The 23337-nt window shown below is 28.9% G+C and carries 22 protein-coding genes and 2 tRNA genes; 11 read left to right on the plus strand and 13 right to left on the minus strand.

Annotated elements, in window-relative coordinates; genetic code table 11:
- Positions 1–49: 49 nt before the first annotated feature.
- Complete coding sequence (gene glyA, locus BTO07_RS03190) at positions 50–1324, minus strand: serine hydroxymethyltransferase (protein ID WP_087519856.1); 1275 nt, start codon at positions 1322–1324, stop codon at positions 50–52.
- A 195-nt stretch (positions 1325–1519) separates the two neighbouring features.
- On the opposite strand from glyA, the gene fahA reads away from it, so the two are divergent.
- From fahA to BTO07_RS03205, 3 genes are all read left to right on the plus strand, one after another.
- On the plus strand, positions 1520–2797 hold the full coding sequence (gene fahA, locus BTO07_RS03195) for a fumarylacetoacetase (protein ID WP_087522532.1): 1278 nt from the start codon (positions 1520–1522) through the stop codon (positions 2795–2797).
- 7 nt (positions 2798–2804) lie between these two features.
- Positions 2805–3314: a hypothetical protein gene (locus BTO07_RS03200; RefSeq protein WP_157663271.1), complete on the plus strand. Its 510-nt coding sequence runs from the start codon at positions 2805–2807 to the stop codon at positions 3312–3314.
- A gap of 236 nt (positions 3315–3550) precedes the next feature.
- Positions 3551–6073 (plus strand): cation-translocating P-type ATPase, encoded by a 2523-nt coding sequence (locus BTO07_RS03205; protein ID WP_087519858.1) that lies wholly within the window; start codon positions 3551–3553, stop codon positions 6071–6073.
- Between the two features lie 42 nt (positions 6074–6115).
- On the opposite strand, the gene BTO07_RS03210 is transcribed toward BTO07_RS03205, so the two are convergent.
- From BTO07_RS03210 to BTO07_RS03220, 3 genes are read right to left on the minus strand one after another with little or no spacing between them, the layout of a single operon-like run.
- Entirely contained in the window at positions 6116–6445 is a 330-nt protein-coding gene (locus BTO07_RS03210; RefSeq protein ID WP_087519859.1) for a hypothetical protein, read from the minus strand.
- Between the two features lies 1 nt (position 6446).
- Positions 6447–7295, minus strand: a complete 849-nt coding sequence (locus BTO07_RS03215; RefSeq protein ID WP_087519860.1) for a sulfurtransferase — start codon at positions 7293–7295, stop codon at positions 6447–6449.
- Positions 7296–7306: 11 nt separating this feature from the next.
- Positions 7307–8632, minus strand: coding sequence for a dicarboxylate/amino acid:cation symporter (locus BTO07_RS03220; RefSeq protein WP_087519861.1), 1326 nt, complete (start codon positions 8630–8632; stop codon positions 7307–7309).
- Positions 8633–8755: 123 nt separating this feature from the next.
- Between BTO07_RS03220 and BTO07_RS03225 the strand changes: the two genes are divergently transcribed.
- The 3 genes from BTO07_RS03225 to BTO07_RS03235 all read left to right on the plus strand — a co-directional run bounded on the left by BTO07_RS03225 (position 8756) and on the right by BTO07_RS03235 (position 12050).
- On the plus strand, positions 8756–9391 hold the full coding sequence (locus tag BTO07_RS03225) for a DUF937 domain-containing protein (RefSeq protein ID WP_087519862.1): 636 nt from the start codon (positions 8756–8758) through the stop codon (positions 9389–9391).
- 1034 nt (positions 9392–10425) lie between these two features.
- The gene (locus BTO07_RS03230; RefSeq protein ID WP_087519863.1) at positions 10426–11385 is read left to right on the plus strand and encodes a transketolase family protein; all 960 of its coding nucleotides are present in this window, start codon (positions 10426–10428) and stop codon (positions 11383–11385) included.
- 50 nt (positions 11386–11435) lie between these two features.
- On the plus strand, positions 11436–12050 hold the full coding sequence (locus tag BTO07_RS03235; RefSeq protein WP_087522533.1) for a porin family protein: 615 nt from the start codon (positions 11436–11438) through the stop codon (positions 12048–12050).
- 360 nt (positions 12051–12410) lie between these two features.
- Here the strand turns inward: BTO07_RS03235 and BTO07_RS03240 are convergent, their stop codons facing one another.
- Positions 12411–13280, minus strand: a complete 870-nt coding sequence (locus tag BTO07_RS03240; RefSeq protein ID WP_087519864.1) for an FKBP-type peptidyl-prolyl cis-trans isomerase — start codon at positions 13278–13280, stop codon at positions 12411–12413.
- An 80-nt stretch (positions 13281–13360) separates the two neighbouring features.
- Here BTO07_RS03240 and BTO07_RS03245 point away from each other — a divergent pair, with 80 nt between their 5' ends.
- Complete coding sequence (locus BTO07_RS03245) at positions 13361–13741, plus strand: RNA-binding S4 domain-containing protein (RefSeq protein WP_087519865.1); 381 nt, start codon at positions 13361–13363, stop codon at positions 13739–13741.
- Complete coding sequence (locus BTO07_RS03250) at positions 13738–14241, plus strand: phosphoribosyltransferase family protein (protein WP_087519866.1); 504 nt, start codon at positions 13738–13740, stop codon at positions 14239–14241. Before BTO07_RS03245 ends, BTO07_RS03250 begins: the two co-directional genes overlap by 4 nt.
- On the opposite strand, the gene BTO07_RS03255 is transcribed toward BTO07_RS03250, so the two are convergent.
- Positions 14233–14748 (minus strand): shikimate kinase, encoded by a 516-nt coding sequence (locus BTO07_RS03255; protein ID WP_087519867.1) that lies wholly within the window; start codon positions 14746–14748, stop codon positions 14233–14235. The genes BTO07_RS03250 and BTO07_RS03255 overlap by 9 nt on opposite strands.
- A gap of 97 nt (positions 14749–14845) precedes the next feature.
- On the opposite strand from BTO07_RS03255, the gene BTO07_RS03260 reads away from it, so the two are divergent.
- The 3 genes from BTO07_RS03260 to BTO07_RS03270 all read left to right on the plus strand — a co-directional run bounded on the left by BTO07_RS03260 (position 14846) and on the right by BTO07_RS03270 (position 15953).
- Positions 14846–14918: transfer RNA gene (locus BTO07_RS03260), tRNA-Lys, on the plus strand.
- Positions 14919–14968: 50 nt separating this feature from the next.
- A tRNA-Leu gene (locus BTO07_RS03265) sits at positions 14969–15052 on the plus strand.
- A gap of 97 nt (positions 15053–15149) precedes the next feature.
- Complete coding sequence (locus tag BTO07_RS03270) at positions 15150–15953, plus strand: carboxypeptidase-like regulatory domain-containing protein (protein ID WP_087519868.1); 804 nt, start codon at positions 15150–15152, stop codon at positions 15951–15953.
- 208 nt (positions 15954–16161) lie between these two features.
- On the opposite strand, the gene BTO07_RS17620 is transcribed toward BTO07_RS03270, so the two are convergent.
- From BTO07_RS17620 to BTO07_RS03300, 7 genes are all read right to left on the minus strand, one after another.
- Entirely contained in the window at positions 16162–16290 is a 129-nt protein-coding gene (locus tag BTO07_RS17620; protein WP_257789762.1) for a hypothetical protein, read from the minus strand.
- 178 nt (positions 16291–16468) lie between these two features.
- On the minus strand, positions 16469–17302 hold the full coding sequence (locus tag BTO07_RS03275) for a prohibitin family protein (protein WP_087519869.1): 834 nt from the start codon (positions 17300–17302) through the stop codon (positions 16469–16471).
- 44 nt (positions 17303–17346) lie between these two features.
- On the minus strand, positions 17347–18237 hold the full coding sequence (locus BTO07_RS03280; RefSeq protein ID WP_087519870.1) for a cation diffusion facilitator family transporter: 891 nt from the start codon (positions 18235–18237) through the stop codon (positions 17347–17349).
- 64 nt (positions 18238–18301) lie between these two features.
- On the minus strand, positions 18302–20458 hold the full coding sequence (locus tag BTO07_RS03285; protein ID WP_087519871.1) for a TonB-dependent receptor: 2157 nt from the start codon (positions 20456–20458) through the stop codon (positions 18302–18304).
- 103 nt (positions 20459–20561) lie between these two features.
- Complete coding sequence (locus tag BTO07_RS03290) at positions 20562–20900, minus strand: hypothetical protein (protein WP_087519872.1); 339 nt, start codon at positions 20898–20900, stop codon at positions 20562–20564.
- A 45-nt stretch (positions 20901–20945) separates the two neighbouring features.
- Positions 20946–21335 (minus strand): acyl-CoA thioesterase, encoded by a 390-nt coding sequence (locus BTO07_RS03295; protein ID WP_087519873.1) that lies wholly within the window; start codon positions 21333–21335, stop codon positions 20946–20948.
- Positions 21336–21347: 12 nt separating this feature from the next.
- Entirely contained in the window at positions 21348–23231 is a 1884-nt protein-coding gene (locus BTO07_RS03300) for a VWA domain-containing protein (protein ID WP_232457081.1), read from the minus strand.
- Positions 23232–23337: the final 106 nt, after the last annotated feature.

Consider the following 23337-nt stretch of genomic DNA (forward strand, 5'->3'; position numbering starts at 1 on the left):
AAATTTTTATTTTCATTCACAAAAGTGAAATCCTTAAAACTTAATGTAATTACATTACGAATAATCTTCTTGCGCTCATCATATGAGAAACACGTTCACCTATTTCATGTAATGCTTCTTCATTTTCTGCATTTTGTATTGCTTCATCAATAAAGTTAACAACAGCTTTCATATCTTCTTCTTCTAAACCACGAGTAGTTATAGCAGCAGTTCCAATACGGATTCCTGAAGTTACAAATGGGCTTTTATCATCAAAAGGAACCATATTTTTGTTTACAGTAATATCTGCTTTACCAAGAGCAATTTCAGCATCTTTACCAGAAATATCTTTATTACGTAAATCGATTAACATACAATGGTTGTCTGTTCCTCCAGATATAATATCATATCCTTTTGCAACAAATTCTTTTGCCATTTCAGCTGCATTCGCTTTTACTTGTAATTGATATTCTAAAAACTCATCTGTTAAAGCTTCTCCAAAAGCAACAGCTTTAGCAGCAATAACATGCTCTAAAGGTCCACCTTGGTTTCCTGGGAAAACTGAAGAATTAATTAAAGTAGACATTTTCTTTAATTTTCCTGATTTTAATTTTAATCCAAAAGGATTTTCAAAATCTTTACCAATCATAATCATTCCACCTCTTGGTCCACGTAAAGTTTTGTGAGTTGTAGTGGTAACAATATGACAATGAGGCAATGGATCATTTAAAATTCCTTTAGCAATTAAACCTGCAGGATGAGAAATATCTGCCATTAAAATAGCACCAACACTATCAGCAATCTCTCTAAATTTTTCAAAATCTATATCTCTAGAATATGCAGAAGCACCAGCAATAATCAATTTTGGTTTATGCTCTTGTGCTTGTTTAGCTACATGATCGTAATCTATTCTTCCTGTTGCTCTATCTACACCGTAAAAAACTGGGTTGTATAATTTACCAGAAAAATTTACTGGAGAACCATGTGTTAAATGCCCACCATGAGATAAATCGAAACCTAAAATAGTATCACCAGGTTTTAAACATGCAAAAAATACAGCTGTATTTGCCTGAGAACCAGAATGTGGTTGCACATTTACATATTCTGCACCAAATAATTCTTTAGCTCTGTCTATTGCAATTTGCTCTATAACATCAACTACTTCACAACCTCCATAATATCTTTTACCAGGATATCCTTCAGCATATTTATTGGTTAAAATAGAACCTTGGGCTCTCATTACGTCATCACTTACAAAGTTTTCTGAAGCGATTAACTCTAAACCATTTAATTGTCTTTCTTTTTCTTCCTGAATAAGGTCAAAAATTTGATTGTCTAATTGCATTGTTGTTGTTTTTAAAGAAGTTCCAAAAATAACAAAATCCTTTTTGTAAAAAACATGTTTTAACGATATTTTATTATTTTTTGCAATTATTGTATTTTAAAGAAAAAAGTACTGTTAAAAATGCATTTTTCGTGGTTTTTTTATTTCAAAATGCAAAAAAATTATGTAGGTTTGATAAAAATAAATCGAACTAGAATGATCATAACAGCAAATAATCCTAATAGAAAATCTTGGTTAAAAGTAGATAAAGACTCAGACTTCCCAATACAGAACATTCCTTTTGGTGTTTTTATTACAAGAGATGACATTATTACCATTGGAAGTAGAATTGGAAATTTCGCCATAGATTTAGGTGCTTTTCATCAATTAGGCTATTTTAAAGGAATACCACTTACTGACGATATTTTTCTACAAGATAATTTAAATGATTTTATTGCTGATGGTCGTAAAACATGGCGTTTAGTTAGAAATAGAATTGCAGAAGTTTTTGATGTTACCAATGGTAATTTAAGAGATAATGCAAATCATAAAGACAAAATTATCTTTAGAATGGATGAAGTAGAAATGTTGTTACCTGTTGCTGTGGGTGATTATACAGATTTCTACGCGAGTAAAGAACACGCAACAAATGTTGGTTCTTTATTTAGAGATCCAGAAAATGCTTTGTTACCAAATTGGTTGCATGTACCAATTGGTTATCATGGTAGAAGTTCTTCTATCATTCCTTCTGGAACACCAATTAGAAGACCTTATGGACAAACAAAACCTTCAGAAGGAAGCAATACTCCAGGATTTGGACCAACAAAATTATTAGATTTCGAACTTGAAATGGCTTTTATAACAACAGATGCTAACGTTTTAGGTGATAGAATTCCGATTGAAGAAACTGAAGAATATATTTTTGGTTTGGTACAATTTAATGATTGGTCTGCTAGAGACATTCAAGCTTGGGAATATGTGCCTTTAGGTCCGTTTTTAGGAAAAAACTTTGCCTCAACTATTTCTTCTTGGATTGTTACTTTAGACGCTTTAGAGCCTTTTAGAGTAGACAACCCGAAACAAGTTCATGAACCTTTACCTTATCTAAAACAAGAAGGAAAAGGAAGCTACGATATTCATTTACAAGTAGGTCTTCAACCAGAAAACGGAGAAGAAACAATACTTGCCAACTCTAATTTTAAATATATGTATTGGACAATGGCGCAACAATTAGCACATCATACTGTAAATGGTTGCCCTGTTGAAGCTGGAGATTTAATGGGATCTGGAACAATTTCTGGCCCAACAAAGGATAGTTATGGTTCTCTTTTAGAATTAACTTGGCGAGGACAAAATCCTATCAAATTAAAAGATGGTACAGAACGTAAATTTATAAATGATAACGATACTGTAATTATGCGTGCATATTGTAAAAATGATGAAGTACGTATTGGTTTTGGTGAATGTGTGGGTAAAATATTACCAGCAAAATAATCGTTTTATGAAATTTGTTAACACTCTGTTTTTAATATTTTTTGTTGCTTTCAACTTTGGGTGTTCAGAAGGAAATAATTGTGCAGAAAGAATAACTGTGCCAGATAATGTTATAAAAACAAGTACAGGTTACACGTTTGAGCCTTCCTATTGGATTGATCTTCCTTGTGATTATGATGTAACAACATTACTTGATGTTTCTGAAGTTTTACAAAATTTCTCTTATGAAATGATTAGCTTTAATTTTAATCCTGATACAGGTAATAATACTTCTAAATTAGAATTTGAAGTTGCTTTAAAAAACAATAATAATTTTGCAGTAGAAGGAGTTCCTGTTTTTTTAATGAGAACAGATGGTCTAGAATCAAGCGAAAATTATACAGGTAATAATGGAAGCTGTAATACGATTAATGCTAATAAAACGTGTACCTTTAGCTTCACAAAAGAAGTTTCTTTATATGTTGAAATTATTAATTCTGTTGAATTAGTTTCTGTTAAATATTTATTGATAAAATAAATATTATAATCTTATTATATTAGAAAGCCTCACAAATTTGTGAGGCTTTTTGTTGTAAAAAAACAACAAGCAAAACCATAAATAATTAATTGCTATTAAAAGCTAATTTACAAAAGTCCTCTCCCACTTTATCTGTAATTTTTTCACTAACTTTAGTACTTAAAAAACAAAAAAAATTACATGGACACGTTAGATTCAACACTAACGAACCTTACATAGTTAAACTATCTTTGAAAATGTCTACAAATAACTTCAACATATTAGGCTTAACAAACGAGCAAGTAACTCTTGCAAGGAATAAATTTGGACAAAACACATTAGACTATAAAAAAGAAAACGGTTTCTTAAATACCTTGAAACATATTGTTAAAGAACCAATGACAATTTTATTATTGGTTGCAGCTTCTATCTATTTTATTAGTGGCGAAATAGCTGACGGTTTTTTCTTAGTAGCTGCTATTTTATTCATTACTTCAATTTCATTATACCAAGATTCTAGAAGTAAGAACGTACTAGAAAAACTAAAAGATTTTTCTCAACCCAATTGCAAAGTTATTCGCAATGGTAAAATAGAAGAAATAAAAAGCCATGATTTAGTAATTGGTGATAATTTAATGGTGGAAGAAGGAACATTTATTTCAGCAGATGGACGTATTATTCATTCCAACGACTTTTCGGTAAACCAATCTATACTAACAGGCGAGTCGTTCGCTGTTTTTAAAGATAAAACACAAGAAGATAATTTTATTTATAGTGGTACTACTGTTGCAAGTGGTTTGGCCATTGCAATAATTACTGCTATAGGTAAGCAAACCAAATTAGGAAAAATTGGAACGAGTCTAGAAAGTATCATTGATGAAAAAACACCATTAGAAATACAAATTACAAATTTTGTAAAGAAGATGGCTATCATAGGTACTATAGCTTTTGTCTTAGTTTGGGCAATTAATTTTTGGGGTTCTCAAAGTTTATTGAATAGCTTATTGCAGTCCCTTACTTTAGCAATGAGTATTTTTCCTGAAGAAATCCCTGTTGCTTTTACAACCTTTATGGCTTTAGGTGCATGGCGTTTAATGAAAATGGGAATTGTAGTTAAGCAAATGAAAACTGTTGAAACATTAGGTAGTGCAACTGTTATTTGTACTGATAAAACAGGAACAATTACTGAAAACAAGATGAGTCTAGCAAAACTATTTTTGCTATCATCAAATAAAATATTTCAACCCAACGAACAATTAACAGATGACGAAAAACAACTTATAAATCTGGCAATGTGGGCAAGTGAACCTATTCCTTTTGACCCAATGGAAATAGCATTACACCAAGCTTATAAAAATATTGCAAAAAATGATGAACGACCAAATTACAAATTCATTCATGAATACCCATTAAGTGGCAAACCACCTATGATGACACATATATTTGAAGACGATAAAGGCAACAGAATTATAGCTGCAAAAGGTGCTCCTGAAGCTTTGATAAATGTTTCAAACCTCACAGAAATAGAGAAACAAAAAATATATGACGCCATTCAACTTATAGCAAATGATGGTTATAGAGTATTAGGTATAGGTGTCTCAAATTTTACAGAAAATATTTACCCTTCAAAACAACAAGATTTGCTATTTCAATTTAAAGGTATTGTTGCCTTTTATGATCCACCAAAAAAGAACATTCAAAAAGTTTTAGAAGATTTTTATACTGCAGGTATTGCTGTAAAAATTATAACAGGTGACAATGCAGTAACAACTGAAGCAATTGCAAAACAAATTGGATTTAGAGGTTATGAAAAAAATATTACTGGTGACGAATTAATGAAGTTAAAAGATGATGAATTAAAAACCTGCGTAATGAACACTACAATTTTTACTCGTATGTTTCCAGAAGCAAAATTAAAAATTATCAATGCTTTAAAATCTTCGAATCAAATAGTTGCAATGACTGGAGATGGTGTTAATGATGGACCAGCCTTAAAAGCAGCACATATTGGTATTGCAATGGGTGAAAAAGGTACTGAAATTGCAAAACAAGCTGCATCATTAATTTTATTAGAAGATGATTTATCAAAAATGGTTGATGCAATAGCAATGGGCAGAAAAATATATACGAATCTAAAAAAGGCAATACAATACATTATTTCTATACACATTCCTATAATACTAACTGTATTTATTCCTTTAGCTTTAGGATGGATTTACCCTAATATTTTTTCTCCAATTCACATTATATTTTTAGAAATAATTATGGGACCTACTTGTTCTATTATTTATGAAAATGAACCAATGGAAAAAAATACAATGTCGCAGAAACCTAAAGCATTAACAACTACTTTTTTTAATTGGAAAGAATTATCCATAAGTATTGTACAGGGATTAATGATAACATTAGGAACATTGTTTATTTACCAGTATTCGGTGATTAGTGGTTATGATGAAGAGCTGACAAGAACAATGACTTTTACTGTTTTGATAGCCGCAAATATTTTTCTTACTTTAATAAACCGCTCTTTTTATTATTCAATTTTAACGACTTTAAAGTATAAGAATAATATGGTTCTGTTTATCATTTTTATTACTATTGCTATTGTAGGTCTTATTCTTTATGTAAAACCATTAACAACTTTTTTTGAATTTAAAACATTGAATTTATCACAATTATTAAGCTGTATTGCAATTGGTTTTATTTCAGTAATTTGGTTTGAAATTGTAAAACTAATTAAGAGAACAAAGAATCAAAGTTCAACAACTAATTATTTATAAATCTTTAAATTCACTTTATAATGACGAATTAATTTTACGCTATTAACTTATAATTTTCTTTAATAAGCCAAATACCTTTTTTTCGATTACATCTACAGAACCATCTGCAAAAAAGACATTTTTTATATCTTTTAATAATGCCTCTTTCTCTTCTTGATTCAGCTTATTCTCAGAAATATATTGCTGAATTTTATTTAAATTATCTTCATCAGAATCTATAACCACTTCTGTATGAATTTTATGAAATGTGGTTTCATCTACTTTAGAAAGAATGTACTCTTCTTCTTCTTTAGTTTCAAAATAATTACAATGAGCAGCATATAAAAGTACATATGCTTCAAATTCCTCTCTAGTCCATTTTAGTGTTCCCATCTTATTTTTCTATTGGTAAATTCTTTGTACTTCCCCACTCTGTCCAAGATCCATCATAAACAGCATATTCTTTTATTCCTGTAATTTCTGCACTTAAAGCTAATACCGAAGCTGTAATTCCTGTTCCACAAGAAAAAATAAGTTCTTTATTTTTAGGGTTCATTTCACTAAAGATCGCTTTTAAATCATCTTCCGATTTTAACATTCCATTTTCTAGAACTTCAGAAAAAGGCAAACTCACAGAATTAGGAATATGACCTCCTTTTACATCACTTCTTGGTTCTGGTAATGTTGCATAAAAACGTCCTTTAGAACGTGCATCAGCAATTAAAATAGCTTCATTATCTATCGCAGAAAGCACATCATTCGTAAATTTTATTTTTTCTGGTTGATAATCAACTTTAAAATTCCCTTTTAAAAATACATTTTTCTGCTGTTTTTCAACAGGATATTTATTTTCTTCCCATTTAGGGAAACCTCCATCTAAAATAGCAATATTCTTAAAGCCCATTAGTTGAAACATCCACCAAACTCTTGGTGAAGAATATATTCCTAAATCATCATAACAAACAATAATACTATCTTTATTTATCCCAAAATCTTGAACTTTCTCTTCAAATGCTTCTGGTGATAAAATTGTATTCGGAAATGGAGCATTTACATCAGAAAATGTCTTTTTAATATCAAAAAAAACAGCACCTATAATTTGTTTTTTATCATCAGAAATTGATGCTTTAGATTTTGCTGTCGCTTTAGGAATTGTACAATCTAAAATAATTAGTTGTTCATTTTCTAAATTAGAATGCAACCAATCTACTGAAACTATCGGTTTGGTTATTTTTAAAGACATTATTTGTGTACTTATTTTACAACTTCATAATTATCATCCCATTCTTTTGGTTTAGGATCATGTAATTTACCTAAAGATTTTGCAATAATCATTGATACAGTTGCATCTCCTGTAACATTAACAGTAGTTCTACACATATCTAAAGGTCTGTCTACTGCAAAAATAAGTGCTAAACCAATTGGTAATAATTCTTCTGGAAAACCAATAGATTCTAACACAATAACTAACATTACCATTCCTGCACTTGGTACAGCAGCAGAACCAATAGATGCTAACAATGCTGTTGCAACAATTATTATCTGATTAGAAAAAGTTAATCCTTCTGGCCAAATAACTTGCATAATAAATACTGCAGCGATTGCTTGGTATAAACTTGTACCATCCATATTTATAGTTGCCCCAACGGGTAAAACAAAACCGGCTACTTCTGGGTCTACACCTAAATGTTCTTCTACTCTTTCCATTGTAATCGGTAAAGTTGCAGCACTCGAACTTGTAGAAAATGCTAATAATTGAGCTGGACTTATGTTTTTCAAAAACCAAAGAGGTGATTTTTTTACGTAAACACTTACTAAAATTAAATAGAAACCAATCATTAATAGTAAACCTCCAACAACACAAAGTGCATATACTAAAAGTTTTAAAAGTATCTCAGTATCATCAAAAGCAATAATAACATTTGCCAATAGTGCAAAAACAGCATAAGGTGCAAAAAGCATAATTAAATCTACCATTTTCATCACTACTTCATTTAATGAATCAAAGAAATCCATTAATGGTTTTGCTTTTTTCTCAGGAATTAGCAATAAAGAAATTCCTACAAATAATGCAAAAAAGATAATTTGAAGCATACTTGCGTTACCTAATGACTGAAAAATATTACTCGGAAATATATCTACAAGTGCTTGTAAAGGACCTGCGTCATTCTGTGCAGATGCTTTTGCTAATTTATCTACAACACCAGAAGAAGTCTCATATTTTATTTTAATTTTCTCAATAGTATCTGCAGACATACCTGCTCCAGGTTTTACTACATTTACAATTCCTAAACCAATAACGATAGCAACTAAAGTTGTTAGCATATAAATAACCATGGTTCTAAAACCCATTTTTTTAATTTTAGAAATGTCTTTTAAATCAGAAATACCTTTAATTAAAGAGGCTAATATTAAGGGTACAGCAATCAATTTTAATAAATTTATAAAAATCGTTCCAAAAGGTTTAATCCAATCAGTAACGAACCCTTTACCTCCATCAATAGTATTCATTATAAAACCAAAAAGGATTCCAAGAACCATTCCTATTAAGATTTTCCAGTGTAGTGCTAGTTTTTTCATTAAATAGTTTAAAATATTAAGATTTTGAAAGGTAAATAAAATATTTATAAGCTGATGTGACTTTATTTGTATATTGTGTCATATTTTTAGAAAACAAACATATTAATTATTAAAACAATAAAAATGGCAGGTATTTTAGACTTATTAAATAGTGATTTAGGAAAACAAATTATTTCAGGAGTTTCTGGTTCTACAGGAAATGACTCTAATAAAACAAGTAGTGTTTTAACAATGGCTTTGCCAGTTTTAATGAAAGCTATGCAAAGAAATTCTTCTACACCAGAAGGTGCCGCAGGATTAATGGGTGCTTTATCAGGTAAACATGATGGAAGTATTTTAGACAACCTTGGTGGTTTGTTTGATGGTGGAGTTGATGAGTCTGTAAAACAAGAAGGTGCTGGTATTTTAGGTCATATTTTAGGTAGTAAGCAACAAGGTGTAGAGCAAGTAATTGGTCAGAAATCTGGTTTAGATGCTGGTGCTGTAGCAAACATTCTTAAAGTAGCTGCTCCTTTATTAATGGGGGTTTTAGGAAAAGAATCTCGTCAAAATAATGTTACTGATTCTTCTGGATTAGGAGGTTTATTAGGCGGAATGTTAGGTGGAAATGAAACTGCAAATGAGCAAAATTTCTTAGAAAAAATTCTAGATGCAGATGGTGATGGTAGTATTGTAGATGATGTTGCTGGTATGCTCTTAGGAGGTAATAAAAAATCTGGCGGTATTGGAAGTTTACTTGGTGGACTTTTTGGAAAATAAGATTTCTAAAATATGTGATGTCTAGAAATAGCGTTACAGAATTAATAATTTAAAGGTAGTGATTTTATATCATTACCTTTTTTACTTTTATATTGTTTTCTTTTGATTTTATTTTATTGATGCATTTGATTAGGAATAATTTATCTCTGCCAATTTTCAGTTTTTTCAATTCATCCTCTAACAAATAATATAATTTTATTGTGCCTATTCTAGGGATTATAAAATGTTTTGATTTTACTAAAGTTATTACTTTAAAACTCAATATCAGCTTCTCTCTGGTCAATTTTATCTCACGTGAATAAACCTTGCCTATCAACCCCTAGTATATTACAGGTAGTTCTTATACTTTGTTTGTGTTCATTTGGTAAGTATGTTATTAATTGGGCTCTTGCTTTTTTGTAATAGGAATATTGAATTTCAATAAGTAAAAAGTGTTAAGTGTAATAATTTTTTTAGTTCGAGATACTATACCTATTCATAAACTTTATAAAGAGTTGATGAACCCATAAACTCAAAGTACATTTTGAAACTTATTAACTAACTATTATTGCTCATTATTTATTAATCATTGAAAAGGATAATATACTATATAAACACTTTAAAACTGTTGTTTTTCAAAGCTTATAAACCAACTATTTTTGCAGTCGCAAAATAAAAATCATTATGATCACAAGTAACAAAAAAACAAACGGAGAAAGTAAAGTTGGAACACCAACAAAAAATTTTAGTCAAACAAGTTCTATAGTTTGGAACTTAAAAAGACGTTACAGATAAATAAAGTCAATCAATTAAGTATAAATAAGCTCTTTTTTTTTAATAAAAAGAGCTTATTTTTTTTAACCTATTCTAGAATATAACTATCTGTTTTTAATATACTTTACAACTCACCATTAAACTATTTTAGTATACTTTTAACAGGCTTTATTATACGATTTTAAAAAGTCTTACTTCTTAATAAACTTTTATCTTCTCTAAAGTAAAATAAAAGTTTATTTTTACACAAATTTTACAACACAATACAACACAACAATATAATGAAGAAATACACGTACACAGAAAAAAAAGACACACGTTCAGGTTTTGGTGATGGTTTAACAGAATTAGGAAGAACAAATCCAAACGTAGTAGCTTTATGTGCAGATTTAATTGGTTCTTTAAAAATGGGTCAATTTATTAAAGAAAATCCTGAAAGATTTTTCCAAATTGGTATTGCAGAAGCAAATATGATTGGTATTGCTGCTGGTTTAACAATTGGAGGTAAAATTCCTTTTACTGGAACTTTTGCAAACTTTTCTACAGGAAGAGTGTATGATCAAATTCGTCAATCTGTTGCATATTCTGGTAAAAATGTTAAAATTTGTGCTTCTCATGCAGGTTTAACTTTAGGAGAAGATGGAGCGACACACCAAATTTTAGAAGATATTGGGTTGATGAAAATGTTACCTGGTATGACTGTAATTAACACTTGTGATTACAACCAAACCAAAGCTGCTACAATTGCAATTGCAGACTTTGATGGACCTGTTTATTTACGTTTTGGAAGACCAGTTGTTCCAATTTTTATGCCTGATTATAAAGAAGAAAAATTTGAAATTGGAAAAGGAATTCAATTAACTGAAGGAACTGATGTAACTATTGTTGCAACTGGTCATTTAGTTTGGGAAGCTTTACAAGCGTCAGAAAAATTAGAAGAACAAGGAATTTCTGCTGAAGTAATAAATATTCATACAATTAAACCTTTAGATGAAGAAATTATCTTAAAGTCTGTTGCAAAAACAGGTTGTATTGTTACTGCAGAAGAGCATAATATTTTAGGTGGCTTAGGAGAAAGTGTTGCTAGAACTTTAGCTACAAATAACCCAACTCCTCAAGAATTTATTGGAACAAATGATACTTTTGGAGAATCTGGAACTCCTGCTCAATTAATGGAAAAATATGGTTTAACTGCAGATGCAGTTGTTGCTGCTGTTAAAAAAGTAATTTTAAGAAAATAAGTTCGTTTTACCATTTTAAAGCGTCTTTATATTAAATTTAAATAAAAATGATAAAAAAAATAATTTTAGTTATATGTTTGGCTTTTGGATTTAGTCAAATATCTAATGCTCAAGTTGCATTTGGTATTAAAGGTGGTCTTAATTACAATTCAAACTCTATTAAAGAAGTTGGTGCTAATGTTTTTGATGGAGCAAAAAGTAAAACTGGTTATCATGCAGGTATTTGGTTACGTTTTAAAATTCCGGTTATAGGTTTTTACTTAAGACCTGAATTAGTATATACCAATTTAGAAAATGAGGTAACTTATAGTGGAGGAAGTTCAACTGCGACAGCAACAACATACAGTTTTCAAAAAATAGATATTCCTGTATTAATAGGAAAAAAGATTTTTGGAATTGGTAATGTTTATGTTGGTCCTTCTTTTCAATACATTTTAGATTCTGACTTTAGTTTTAATGATATTTCTGATGTTAAAACTGATGGATTTACTGTTGGTGTACAATTTGGAGGAGGTATTGAATTAGGTAAATTAGGAATTGATGTACGTTGGGAAAGAGCTTTCTCTGGGATAGAAAGTACTTTTGCAAGAGGTGTTGGAGCTAGTGATGTTAACTTTGATACAAGAGTTAACCAAATCATTATTGGTTTATCTTACAGATTATAAATAAAACAATTTGGAATCGTTTTAATAAAACGTTACTATAATAATTATAAAAGGGTAGTAATTTAAAATTACTACCCTTTTTTTTTATGCGTAATTTTCTCTTTAATAAATGATTGTAATAAACAGAGTAGATTGGTTGCTTAATTTTTAATCAACTCTTAAAATTAAGATTTAAAGAAACAAATGCTTGTTTAAAGAGTTTATAGAAGTTATTAAATACTTGTTTACTTTATAACACGTTATAAGTAAAGAGCTTTAAAAAACAGCTAATATAACTTCATTTTAATTTTCACGTACTTATATAAAACAAAAAAGCTCTTTCTAAATTTAGAAAGAGCTTTTGTAAAAGTTATAAAGATATTATTTAATATCAGGATTTAAATAATCAGCTAAAGTTGGGTTGTTAATTGTATCACTAAAATCATTTGCTGGGTTTCCATCTCCATTAGCATCTTCATTTATCGTTAAAACTCCATCTCCATCATCATCAGTATCAAAATAATTTGGTACACCATCTAAATCTGTATCATCATTTCTAGGTTCTCCATCTCCATCAGCATCTTCAAAAATTGAAGCAACACCATCATTATCATGATCTGTGTCTTTTGTAAAATCATATAAATCAATATAGAAAAGTAAACATTCATTTGGTAATATAGATCCACTACCAATATTTAAATAACCTAAACCAGAAGGAATAAATAAAATTCCTTTACCTCCATTTTCATAAGTAATTGGTCCATTATCGGTAATATTATCACCTCCTTTAAAATTGGTAAAACCATGAGACCAACCTCTTATTACACCATTAAGTGTAAACCAAAGACCATCATTATTATCAAAAGTAGTACTAATACTATCTGTTTCTACAATTCTTTGTCCATAATATTTTACAAAAACAGAATCCATAACAGTGGGGTTTCCCTTGTCTACTTTAGGGTTACCTACACTGTTTACATAATAATATAAAGTATAATCAATGTCATTTTCTGTAATACTCATCGATTTTATATCTTGATATAAATCTGTTTGCCCAGAAACTATCGCTTTTACAGAATCTACAGTAGTATCATAATAATGATTCTTTAAAAATTGTACTAATGTATCATTATCAATTAATGCTTGTGCTTCATGATCAAAATCATCTACAGCCGTAGAACTATTGCTACTGCAAGAGTATATTAGTAAGGCAACAATTGCAAATGCAACAATATTTTTTATTTTATTCATTTAATCTTATAAATTTGAGCGTGCAATTTACCAATTTTATACCTTTGTAAAAAGACAAACGTTATATTTTAACTATTTTTATGAGAATTGATAAATATTTGTGGTGTATTCGTATTTTTAAAACGAGAAGTTTAGCAACTACGGCTTGTAAAAAAGGACAGGTTAAGATGAATGATAAAAGTATAAAACCGTCTAAAGATATCTTTGGGGATGAGTTAATTTTAGTCAGAAAAAATCAAATCAATTATCAAATAAAAGTTTTAGATTTACCAGAAAGTAGAGTTGGTGCAAAAATAGTTGATCTTTATAGAAAAGATGTAACACCAAAAGAGGCCTTTGAAAAAACAGAGCTTTTAAAATTTGCAAAAGATTATTACAGACAAAAAGGAGCTGGTAGACCAACAAAAAAAGATAGAAGAGATATAGATAATTATCAAGAGGATACAACAGAAGAAATATGACAACATCAGGTAGTATTATTTTAAATCAAGTACAGATTTCTCAAAAAATTAGAAGAATTGCGTATCAGATTTACGAAACAAATAGCTCAGAAAAAGAAATTATACTAGCAGGAATTGTAGGTAATGGTTTTATTTTTGCCGAAAAGTTAATGGAAGTTTTAAACGAAATTTCACCTTTAAATGTAATTATCTGTAAAGTTAATATAGATAAGAAAAATCCTTTAAACTCAATTACGACCTCTTTAGAGGTTAAAGATTACAAAAACAAATCTTTGGTTTTGGTAGATGATGTACTTAGCTCTGGAACGACATTAATATACGGAATAAAGCATTTCTTAGATGTTCCATTGAAAAAATTTAAAACAGCTGTTCTAGTAAATAGAAATCATAAAAAGTATCCAGTAAAAGCAGATTTTAAAGGAATTTCTTTATCAACTTCTATAAAAGAACATATTCAAGTAGAATTTTCTGAAGCAGAAACGGTAGCTTATTTAATATAAAAATATTTCTAATTCTTCAGCAATTTCCTTTTTAGTTTTATCATCTATTTTTATTGTCGTTTTTGCTTGTTCGTAAAAAGGACGTCTTTCAAATAAATGTTTTGCCACAAACTCAGGAATTTTATCATCTCCTAAAGAAGCTATTAAAGGTCTTTTTGCTTTTTTTCTTATTAAACGCTCTATCATAGTTGCTGTACTTCCTTGTAAATAGATAGATAAGGTGTCTCCTTTGTTAATTTCTTCCATATTATTAGCATAACAAGGTGTCCCTCCGCCCAATGCAAGGATGAATCCTTCATCTTTAGCAAGGATTTCTTTCAAATATTTGTGTTCTATCAATCTAAAATACACTTCACCTTTCAGTTCAAATATTTTAGAAATAGACATTTTTTCTTGTTCAATAATATAGTCATCTAAGTCTAAAAACCTCATAGACAATTTTTTAGAAAGTCGTTTTCCAATACTTGATTTTCCTGAAGCCATGTAACCTAATAATACGATTTTCATTGATTTTATATTTTTTACAAATATCTGTAAAATAATTTCATTTTAATGCTAATAATTCCAATGTTTGATAGTATATTTGCAGTCGAATTACAAAATTGACCTGGTAGCTCAGTTGGTAGAGCATCTCCCTTTTAAGGAGAGGGTCCTGGGTTCGAGCCCCAGCCCGGTCACAAAAAAAATGTTAAGCTATTTGCTTAACATTTTTGTTTTTTATACAAATGCGCACGTGGCGAAATTGGTAGACGCGCAGCCTTGAGGGGGCTGTGAACGCAAGTTCGTGGAAGTTCGACTCTTCTCGTGCGCACTTTATTACTTATTTTTATTTACCATCTGTTAAAAAAAACTGAATGGTTTCACAAATAATTAACCTTTCTAAAAGCTTTTATTACTAATATTGCAATATGCAAAGACTATTATTTATTTTGTGCTTATTAGTTTCTTTAAGTACTTTTTCTCAAAAAGATACCATTCGTATTAATCATTTAAAAGGGCAGATTATTCATGCTGAAAGCAAAAAAGTTTTAAGCGCTGCTCATATTTTAAACTTAAATACGGTACAAGGTACCATTACAAACGATAAAGGTTTTTTTGAAATACCAACTAGAGCAAATGACACCATTTTAGTTTCATATTTAGGATATGCATCTATAAAGTTAAAAATTACAAATGATTTGTTAAAAGGAAACGAATTGTTAATTGCACTTTATGAAAAACCAGAGGAAATTAGAGAAGTTGTTATAAAATCTACAAATCTAATTGGTGTTTTAGAGATTGATGTAAAACAAGTACCTAAAGATCGATTTACTCGAATTAAAATTAATGGGTTACCACAAACATACGAAGTAGGTAAACCTAAAGGGAAAGACTACTCCTCTCCTATTGCAGCATTGTTTCAACCAGTAGATTTTTTATATAATCTTTTTGGAAAAAATCCTAAACAGTTAAAAAAATTACAAAAGCTTAAAGGTGAAGATGATTTACGTAAAATGTTAGCAGGTAAGTTTGATAGAGAGGTAATGATGGAGTACCTACAAATGGACAGACAAGAGCTTACAGATTTATTAACAGATTGTAATTATTCTGAATATTTTATTAAAAAAGCTTCTGATTTACAAATGATTGAAGCTGTTTTAGATTGTTACGAAAATTACAAAGCACTTAAGAAAGGTAAGATTGAACGAAACAAAATACCAGTAAAAAATTAAGTATTTCAGATTACCAATTTCTAATAAAATTGGATTCAAGTTATAGTAATGACAATATTTTTAAAACCTTGAGGAAAATCCCTCAAGGTTTTTTTATATTAAAAAAGGGTCGTAAGCAATGCTTATGACCCAAATCAACTATTAAAAACTAACTAACTAACTAACTAACTAACTAACTAACTAACTAACTAACTAACTAACTAACTAACTAAAATATGGTTGTAATGTATTTGTAGTTATACTTTCTTCTAGAGTTCCAAGTCATCCTTTTAGATTGAATTGTTCCTGTAGTATTTTCTTTTTTCTCTTCGTTATTTATGTTTATACTTTTTATCATTTTTATTTTTAATTACATCTATATGACGACAAGAAGATTCATTAGTTACAATCAAAAATGAGTTTAACAGAACTTTAAGAAACCTAAAAATGGTCATAAAAAAAATCCAGCAGAAGCTGGATTTTAATTAAAAATAATCATTCCCATAAAAACAGGAATCTATTGTAAGGTTTAGTTCTTATTGGTTTCCTAAAATAATAGGCATTCCAGATTTACCAGAACCAATAACTATTACTTTACTGTTTGGAGATTCAGACAATTTAATCGTTGCCTCAATACCTTTATCTTGTAAAATTTTATCAGTTAAAGATGCGCTTAAAATTTTATTTGCATCTGCTTTACCTTGTGCTTCAATAATTTGTTTTTGAGCTTCTTTTTGAGCTGTAACTAATCTAAACTCATACTCTAAAGATTCTTGCTCTTGTTTTAATTTACGTTCAATTGCTGTTTTAATTGTAGGAGGTAATGTAACATCTCTCACAAGTACAGAGTTTAATTGAATGTATTGTGGTTCAAGAATTTTTTTTGTTTCTTCAAAAATCTCTGTTTGAATTGCATCTCTTTTAGAAGAATACAATTGTTCTGGTGTATATCTACCAACTACACTTCTAGTCGCAGAACGAATTGCAGGAATAATTACACTTTGTAAATACCCCTCACCTCTTGTTTGATGTAATAATGCAACTGTTTTTGTAGTTGCTTGATATAAAACAGAAGCGTCTAATTGAATTTCTAATCCGTTAGAAGACAATACAGCCATCTTTTTCTCAAATAACTCTTGTTGTCTTACATTGTATTTAAATACCTTATTCCATGGCATTACTAAGTTAAAACCTTCATCTAATGGAGCTTCATCTGTTACAACTCCTCCCATTAATTTATATAAAACACCTCTTTCTCCAGAACCAATAGTTACTGCAGATTTAGAAACTATTATAATTGCAATTACTGCTATTATTATAAAGAAAATCCCTCCTTTAGGGAATTTAATATCTAATTGTTGATTACTCATAAATTTTTATTTTTAAATTCTTTCAAATTTACAATATAACTTTATCAAACACAATCAATATAACCACAATCTTCATTTGATTTTTCTAACTCTAATGTTACATGTTCTAAGTAAAAATCATCATGTAAAAGCTTTCTAACACTTCTTTTAAGGTTTTCTCCCTTTTTCCAAGACAAAGTATCATCAACAATTAAATGCATTGTTAAAACGTTGTATTCTCCATCCATTGTCCATAAATGACAATCATGTATGTTTTTAACTTCATCAAATTTTAAAACTTGTGCTCTAACTTCATCTGAAGAAATCTGAATAGGTGTTCCTTGTAGAATTATTCTGATACTTTCTTTTCCGTTTTTAAAAACGTTCATTAAAATATACAAAGCAATTAATAAAGATAAAATTGGATCTAAAATTGGCACATTCCAGAATTGCATAACAATACTTGCAATTAATACTGCAACCCAACCTAAAACGTCTTCTAACATGTGTAAAGAAACCACTCGTTCATTAATTGAAGTTCCTTTTTGTAATTTTAAAACTGCAGCACCATTTACTATAATACCTAAAATAGCAAACCACATCATTCCTTTTGCATCTGCATGTTCTGGATTTATAATTCTTGGAATTGATTCTATAATTATAAAAATAGATCCTACTAGTAAAATTACAGAATTGATAATAGCTCCTAAAAGTGAAAATCTTTTAAAGCCATAAGAATACGTTTTTGTTGGCTTTTTGTCGGATATATTTTGAAAATACCAAGCCATTCCTAAGCTAATACTATCTCCTAAATCATGAATAGCATCTGATGTAATTGCTAAACTATTCGTATAAACCCCTCCAATAAACTCTATAATCGTGAAGAATAAGTTCAGAAAAAAAGCAACTTTTATATTTTCTGTTGATGAATGATCATGTGAATGATTATGTGCCATTATATATTTTTCTTAATAGACCAATTACTACGTATAAAGGTGCAAATAATTGGTCTATTTTAGACTATAATTTTATTAAAATCCCGGTATTAAAAATAAACCCATCTGTTGGTGCCCAAATATCTGTAAATGTTGGGTTGTTGTGAGGTTCTTCAAACATAGATTGATAATTTTGTTGTTTTGTATCCGTAAAATTTTCGAAATTTGCATAGAGACTAATTTTATCAAATGTTTTCATTACCATAAAACCCATTGTCCAAAAATGAGGCGTTTCTGTAAAGTCATTTCTTAATTGAGAGCTTTTATAATAGGCTTCATACCCAATTCTCCAAGAATCTTCAACTTCATACATTAAAACACCACCAAAACTATGTCTTGGTGTTAACGCTTTCTGATTTTTATTCATTTTAACATCATTAAAAGCATAATTTGTAAACAAAACGAAATCATTATATTTCAATTTTAGATTCGTTTCAAAACCAATGCTATTCAAGCTCTCATCAGCATTTATAAATTGATAATTACTTCCTTGCTGTTCTAAAATTAATGAATTCTTTAACTGTGTATAAAAAAACAACTGATTAAAAGAAAGTGCAACATTATCGTTTATAATTTTTGTTTTATAATTTACATCAGCATTAAAACCTAATGATGTTTCGGCTTTAAAATTAGTTGTGTTTATTGGTAATACATTTTTATAGGAACGCAACTCTGCATCTTCGGTAAAAATAGTAGGAATTTTATAGCCCAATCCTCCTCCTATTCTAGAGGTAACTTTATCGTTATACTCAATAAAAATAGAAGCTCTAGGTAATAGAAAAACACCATAATTAGAAGCATAATCTGTTCTTAAACCACTTTCTAATGTCATATTTTCTTTCAATTGATAACTATTTTGAACAAAACTTCCAAAAGTGTTTTGAGTATAACTTCTATCAATTAAATTAGTTGGGTTTTCTTTAAAGTTTTCAGTAATAATGTTTCCTCCAAAAATCCATTCTGAAGTTTCTGAAAAAACGTTGTATGTTGCTTCTGAAAAAGTTGCAAATTGTTTTCCCAAAAACTGATAATTTGGTAATAATAAATCCCTTTTAAAATAACTAATACTATTCTTAAAGTTGAAGGTCTTATTTTCTGAAATATTCTTGTGATACGTTAATTGAGTTGCATAGCGTTCAGATTTATTTTCTTCAAAAAAGGAATGATCGATACTTGCCTCTTTATTGATAACATTTATATCGCCTCCTATTCTATTTTCTATAGATGAATTTAAATTCAATCTCCAGGTTTCTTGTTCATTTGGATAATAGAAAAAAGATGGATTAAAACTAAAACTCTTCACTTTAGGAATATCAGAAAAATGATCTGAATTTACATCCGTTACTTTTTGTAAATTCCCTGAAGCGTATAAAGTAAGTCCGAATTTGTCATTTCTATTACTGTAAAAAGCATTTAATGTCTTTCCGTTTCTAGAAGTAACATCTAACATAACAGCTAATTCTCGCTCTTCCTTTGGCGTTTTAGAAACTAAATTTACCAAACCAGCAATTGCGCCTCCACCATACAATGTAGACGAACTTCCTTTAATAATTTCTACTTGTTGTAAATCTAAAGGTGGAATTTGCATAATACTTAACCCGCTAGAAAAGCCTCCAAATAAAGGAAAACCATCTTTTAAAAGTTGAGTAAATCTTCCATCTAAACCTTGAATTCTAATGCTTTGATTTGCAGAATTTGCAGAAGTTTGTTGCATTTGAATTCCTGTACTTTCCCTTAATATCATTGCAATATTAGCAGAATTCATTATTGCTTTTTCTCCTAATTCTTCTAAACCTACAACTTCTATTCTTGTGGGGGTTTTAGCAATAGATCTTTTACTTCTTGTAGATTGAATTACGATCGTTTCTAATGTTTCCTCGTCTTCATGTAACTCAATAATAATTAATGAATTATCCCTCGGAAAAACAATCTCTTTTGCAACCGTTTTAAAACCTAGATAAGAAATTATGAGTGTTTTATTTCCGTTAGAAATATTATTTAAAGTTGTAAAACCATCAAAATCAGTTGTATTTCCTTTTGTTGTATTTTTCAATAATACATTTGCTCCAAAAATGACGTCTTTCGTTTCTTTAGATATTACTTTAATTTGTACTTTATTTTGTGCCAGTGTTGTGTTGGTAAATGCTCCTAAAAATAGGAGTATACATATATTTTTAATCATTATAAATTGATTTTTAAATTATAAACTGCGTAGTAAGTAGACATCCTTTTTTATAAAAAGATGAATTTTATACCATTTAAAAAAGAAATGGTATCGTTATAATTTAAGAATTCTTAGGTGGCTGAAAAACACCTTTTAGATAAGAAAAGTAGTTCGCGTTTTCTTTAAAAATAATTATCTCTTTATGTTGATAAAAATCAGTGAAGTTTATTTGATTTTCTATCGGAATAAATACATTTACAAGGCTTATTGAAGTACAATGGTGATGATGTTCTGTATTTTTTTCATCATCAGAATCATTTTTATGTTGATCTTCTTCATGAGTATCATCAATTTCTAAATGATTTTCAATTACATCAGAATATACAACAACATCAGTATGAGCTTGCATTGGTGGTGCTAGCAACAAAAAACTAATAAAAATGATAATGATATTTTTCAAGATAATAATGATGTTTTACAAAGGTAAATAAACTAATTCTAAGAATTATTTATTTAATCGATCTTTAACATATTCAACTTCCGTTTTACCATGACTTTTCGGATTACCGTTTTCGTCTAAAGAAACCATTACAATTTTCTCAATTTCAATAATAGTTTTATGTGTTAATTTGTTTCTAACACTACATTTAAGGGTTATTGAAGAATTACCAAAAGCTAAAACTACCATACCAATTTCTATGATATCACCCAGTTTTGCAGAACTTACAAAATCTATTTCAGACATGTATTTAGTAACCGTTCTTGGAATTTCTAATTGAATAATGGCATAAATCCCCATTTCTTCATCAATCCATTCTAACAATCTACCTCCAAATAAAGTTCCGTTCGGATTTAAATCTTGTGGTTTTACCCATTTTCTTGTGTGAAATTTCATAAATTTTAAAGATTAAATCTTACCATAATATTTTCTAATAAACCATTCTGCTGTAAATAAGGAAATTACAATAAATAATATCCATTTCCAGTCTATTAAGTTTTGTTCTTTAACAATTGATTTTTGCGTTGTGTAAAACGATTTATTTTCTAAAAGGCTTTTCTTTAATTGCTCAATTTGATTTTTATAATACAGCTTCCCTCCTGTTTTATCAGCTAGTTTTTGTAGTTTCTTAGAATTTGCATTGGTAAACTGTTCTTCAATTTGAAAATCTGTTATTTTAAACTTTCCATATTTATTGATATTCTGTCCAATTACAGAAACTTTATAACTATAATTTCCTGATGTAAGGTTTTCAATTTCAGTCTGATAAGAATTGCTGATTAATGAAAAAGGAATTTTTGTTACTTTCTTAGTTTCTGTATTAGTAATCGTAATTTCTAAGGAAGCTCGTGCATCAAACTGATAATTTTTATCTGTGTAAAATGCTGATATATTAATCGTTGAATTAGCAGGATACAAACTTTCTGCATTTACTTCTAATCGGTTTCTCTTTTTGGTTGATGCTAAATATTGTACTAAATTCCCCGTAAATTCATCAAATTCTTGAAACGAATTTGTATTTAAAAAACTAGCAGCTCTCCATTTCCAAAGTCCTTCACCTAGTAAAACTCCAAATTTCTGATTGTTTTCTTCAAACGTTGCTAATAATGGTTGCTGAGTTTCTAATCCGTTTATATTCTGAAATAATAATGTTTGATGTTCTTTAGAAATAGCAACTTCACCAAACTTATCTTTTAATGGAGGAAATTGATTAAAACCAATATCTTTTTGTAAAAAAGTTAAAAATGAATTACTCAAAACTGCGCCATAATTTTCTGTTTGATTAATGGCATTTTTTGTAATTCCTAATTGTTGTTTGTTGATGAATTTCCAATCTGTATTTGCACCTAAAATTAAAAAATAATTACTATTTTTCGATTTAATTTTACTTAAAACCTTATTGAACCTATTGTTTGGTTGATACAAAATAACTAATTGACAATCATTTAGTTGTTTCTTTAAATTATCAATTAAAACAACAGTAACAGAACGTTGTTTATTGCTTTCTATAGCTTTTTTTAAAGCGCCTAAATCTGGATGTAAAAAGGAGGTTAAAATCAATACTTTTGTTTGTTCATCGATTACTTCTACAGAGAAACTTTTAGTATTATTCTTTGTGTTTTTCTCACCTTCTATTTTACGAATAGAAGCAGTATAATAATGTAATCCTTCTTTGGTTGAAGTTAAATTTGTAGCAATTGTTTTAGATTTTTCTTCGGTTGAAAACTGTACTTTCTTCGTGAAAATAGTTTTGCCATTTTTGTAAATCGAAAATTGAGTAGTAACATTTTCTTTCCCTTCATAGTTCAATAAAACTTCAACAGGGAACTTATTTTTGATATAACTGTACTTATTTACGTTTAACTGACTAATTTTTAAATCTTTGTATTGAGTTGTATCACCAAAAACAATTGGATATATTTTTTGATTAGAATTGGTGAATTCATAATCATTACCAATCGTTTGATTTCCGTCTGTTAATAAGACGATTGGAGCAATATTACCTTCATGTAATTGATTTACAGAAGAAATAGCATTAGAAATATTAGTTTCAGAATCAGTAAATGAAAGTGAATCTAAATGACTTAATTTACTTCCAAAAGTAAATTCATTGAGTTCAAATTTCTCATTAATGCTTTTATCAGCCTTAATTTCTTGTAAAAAAATCTTGATATTTTTATCCTCTTTAAAAAAGGAAATTGATTTAGAATTATCAACCAAAACAGCCAAAGCAGGTTTTGTTTCTTGTAGTTCAGTTTTTTTGATTGTTGGGTTTATCAGTAGTAAAATCAATAAAAAAAGACTGATTGTCTTTAACGAAAATAGTAAAATATTGATTTTAGCTTTATTCTTTGTTTTATAAAAATACTGAAAGAATGCTATTGAAAGACTCAATAAC

This window comes from Polaribacter sp. SA4-12 (assembly GCF_002163675.1).
Classification (GTDB): Bacteria; Bacteroidota; Bacteroidia; order Flavobacteriales; family Flavobacteriaceae; genus Polaribacter.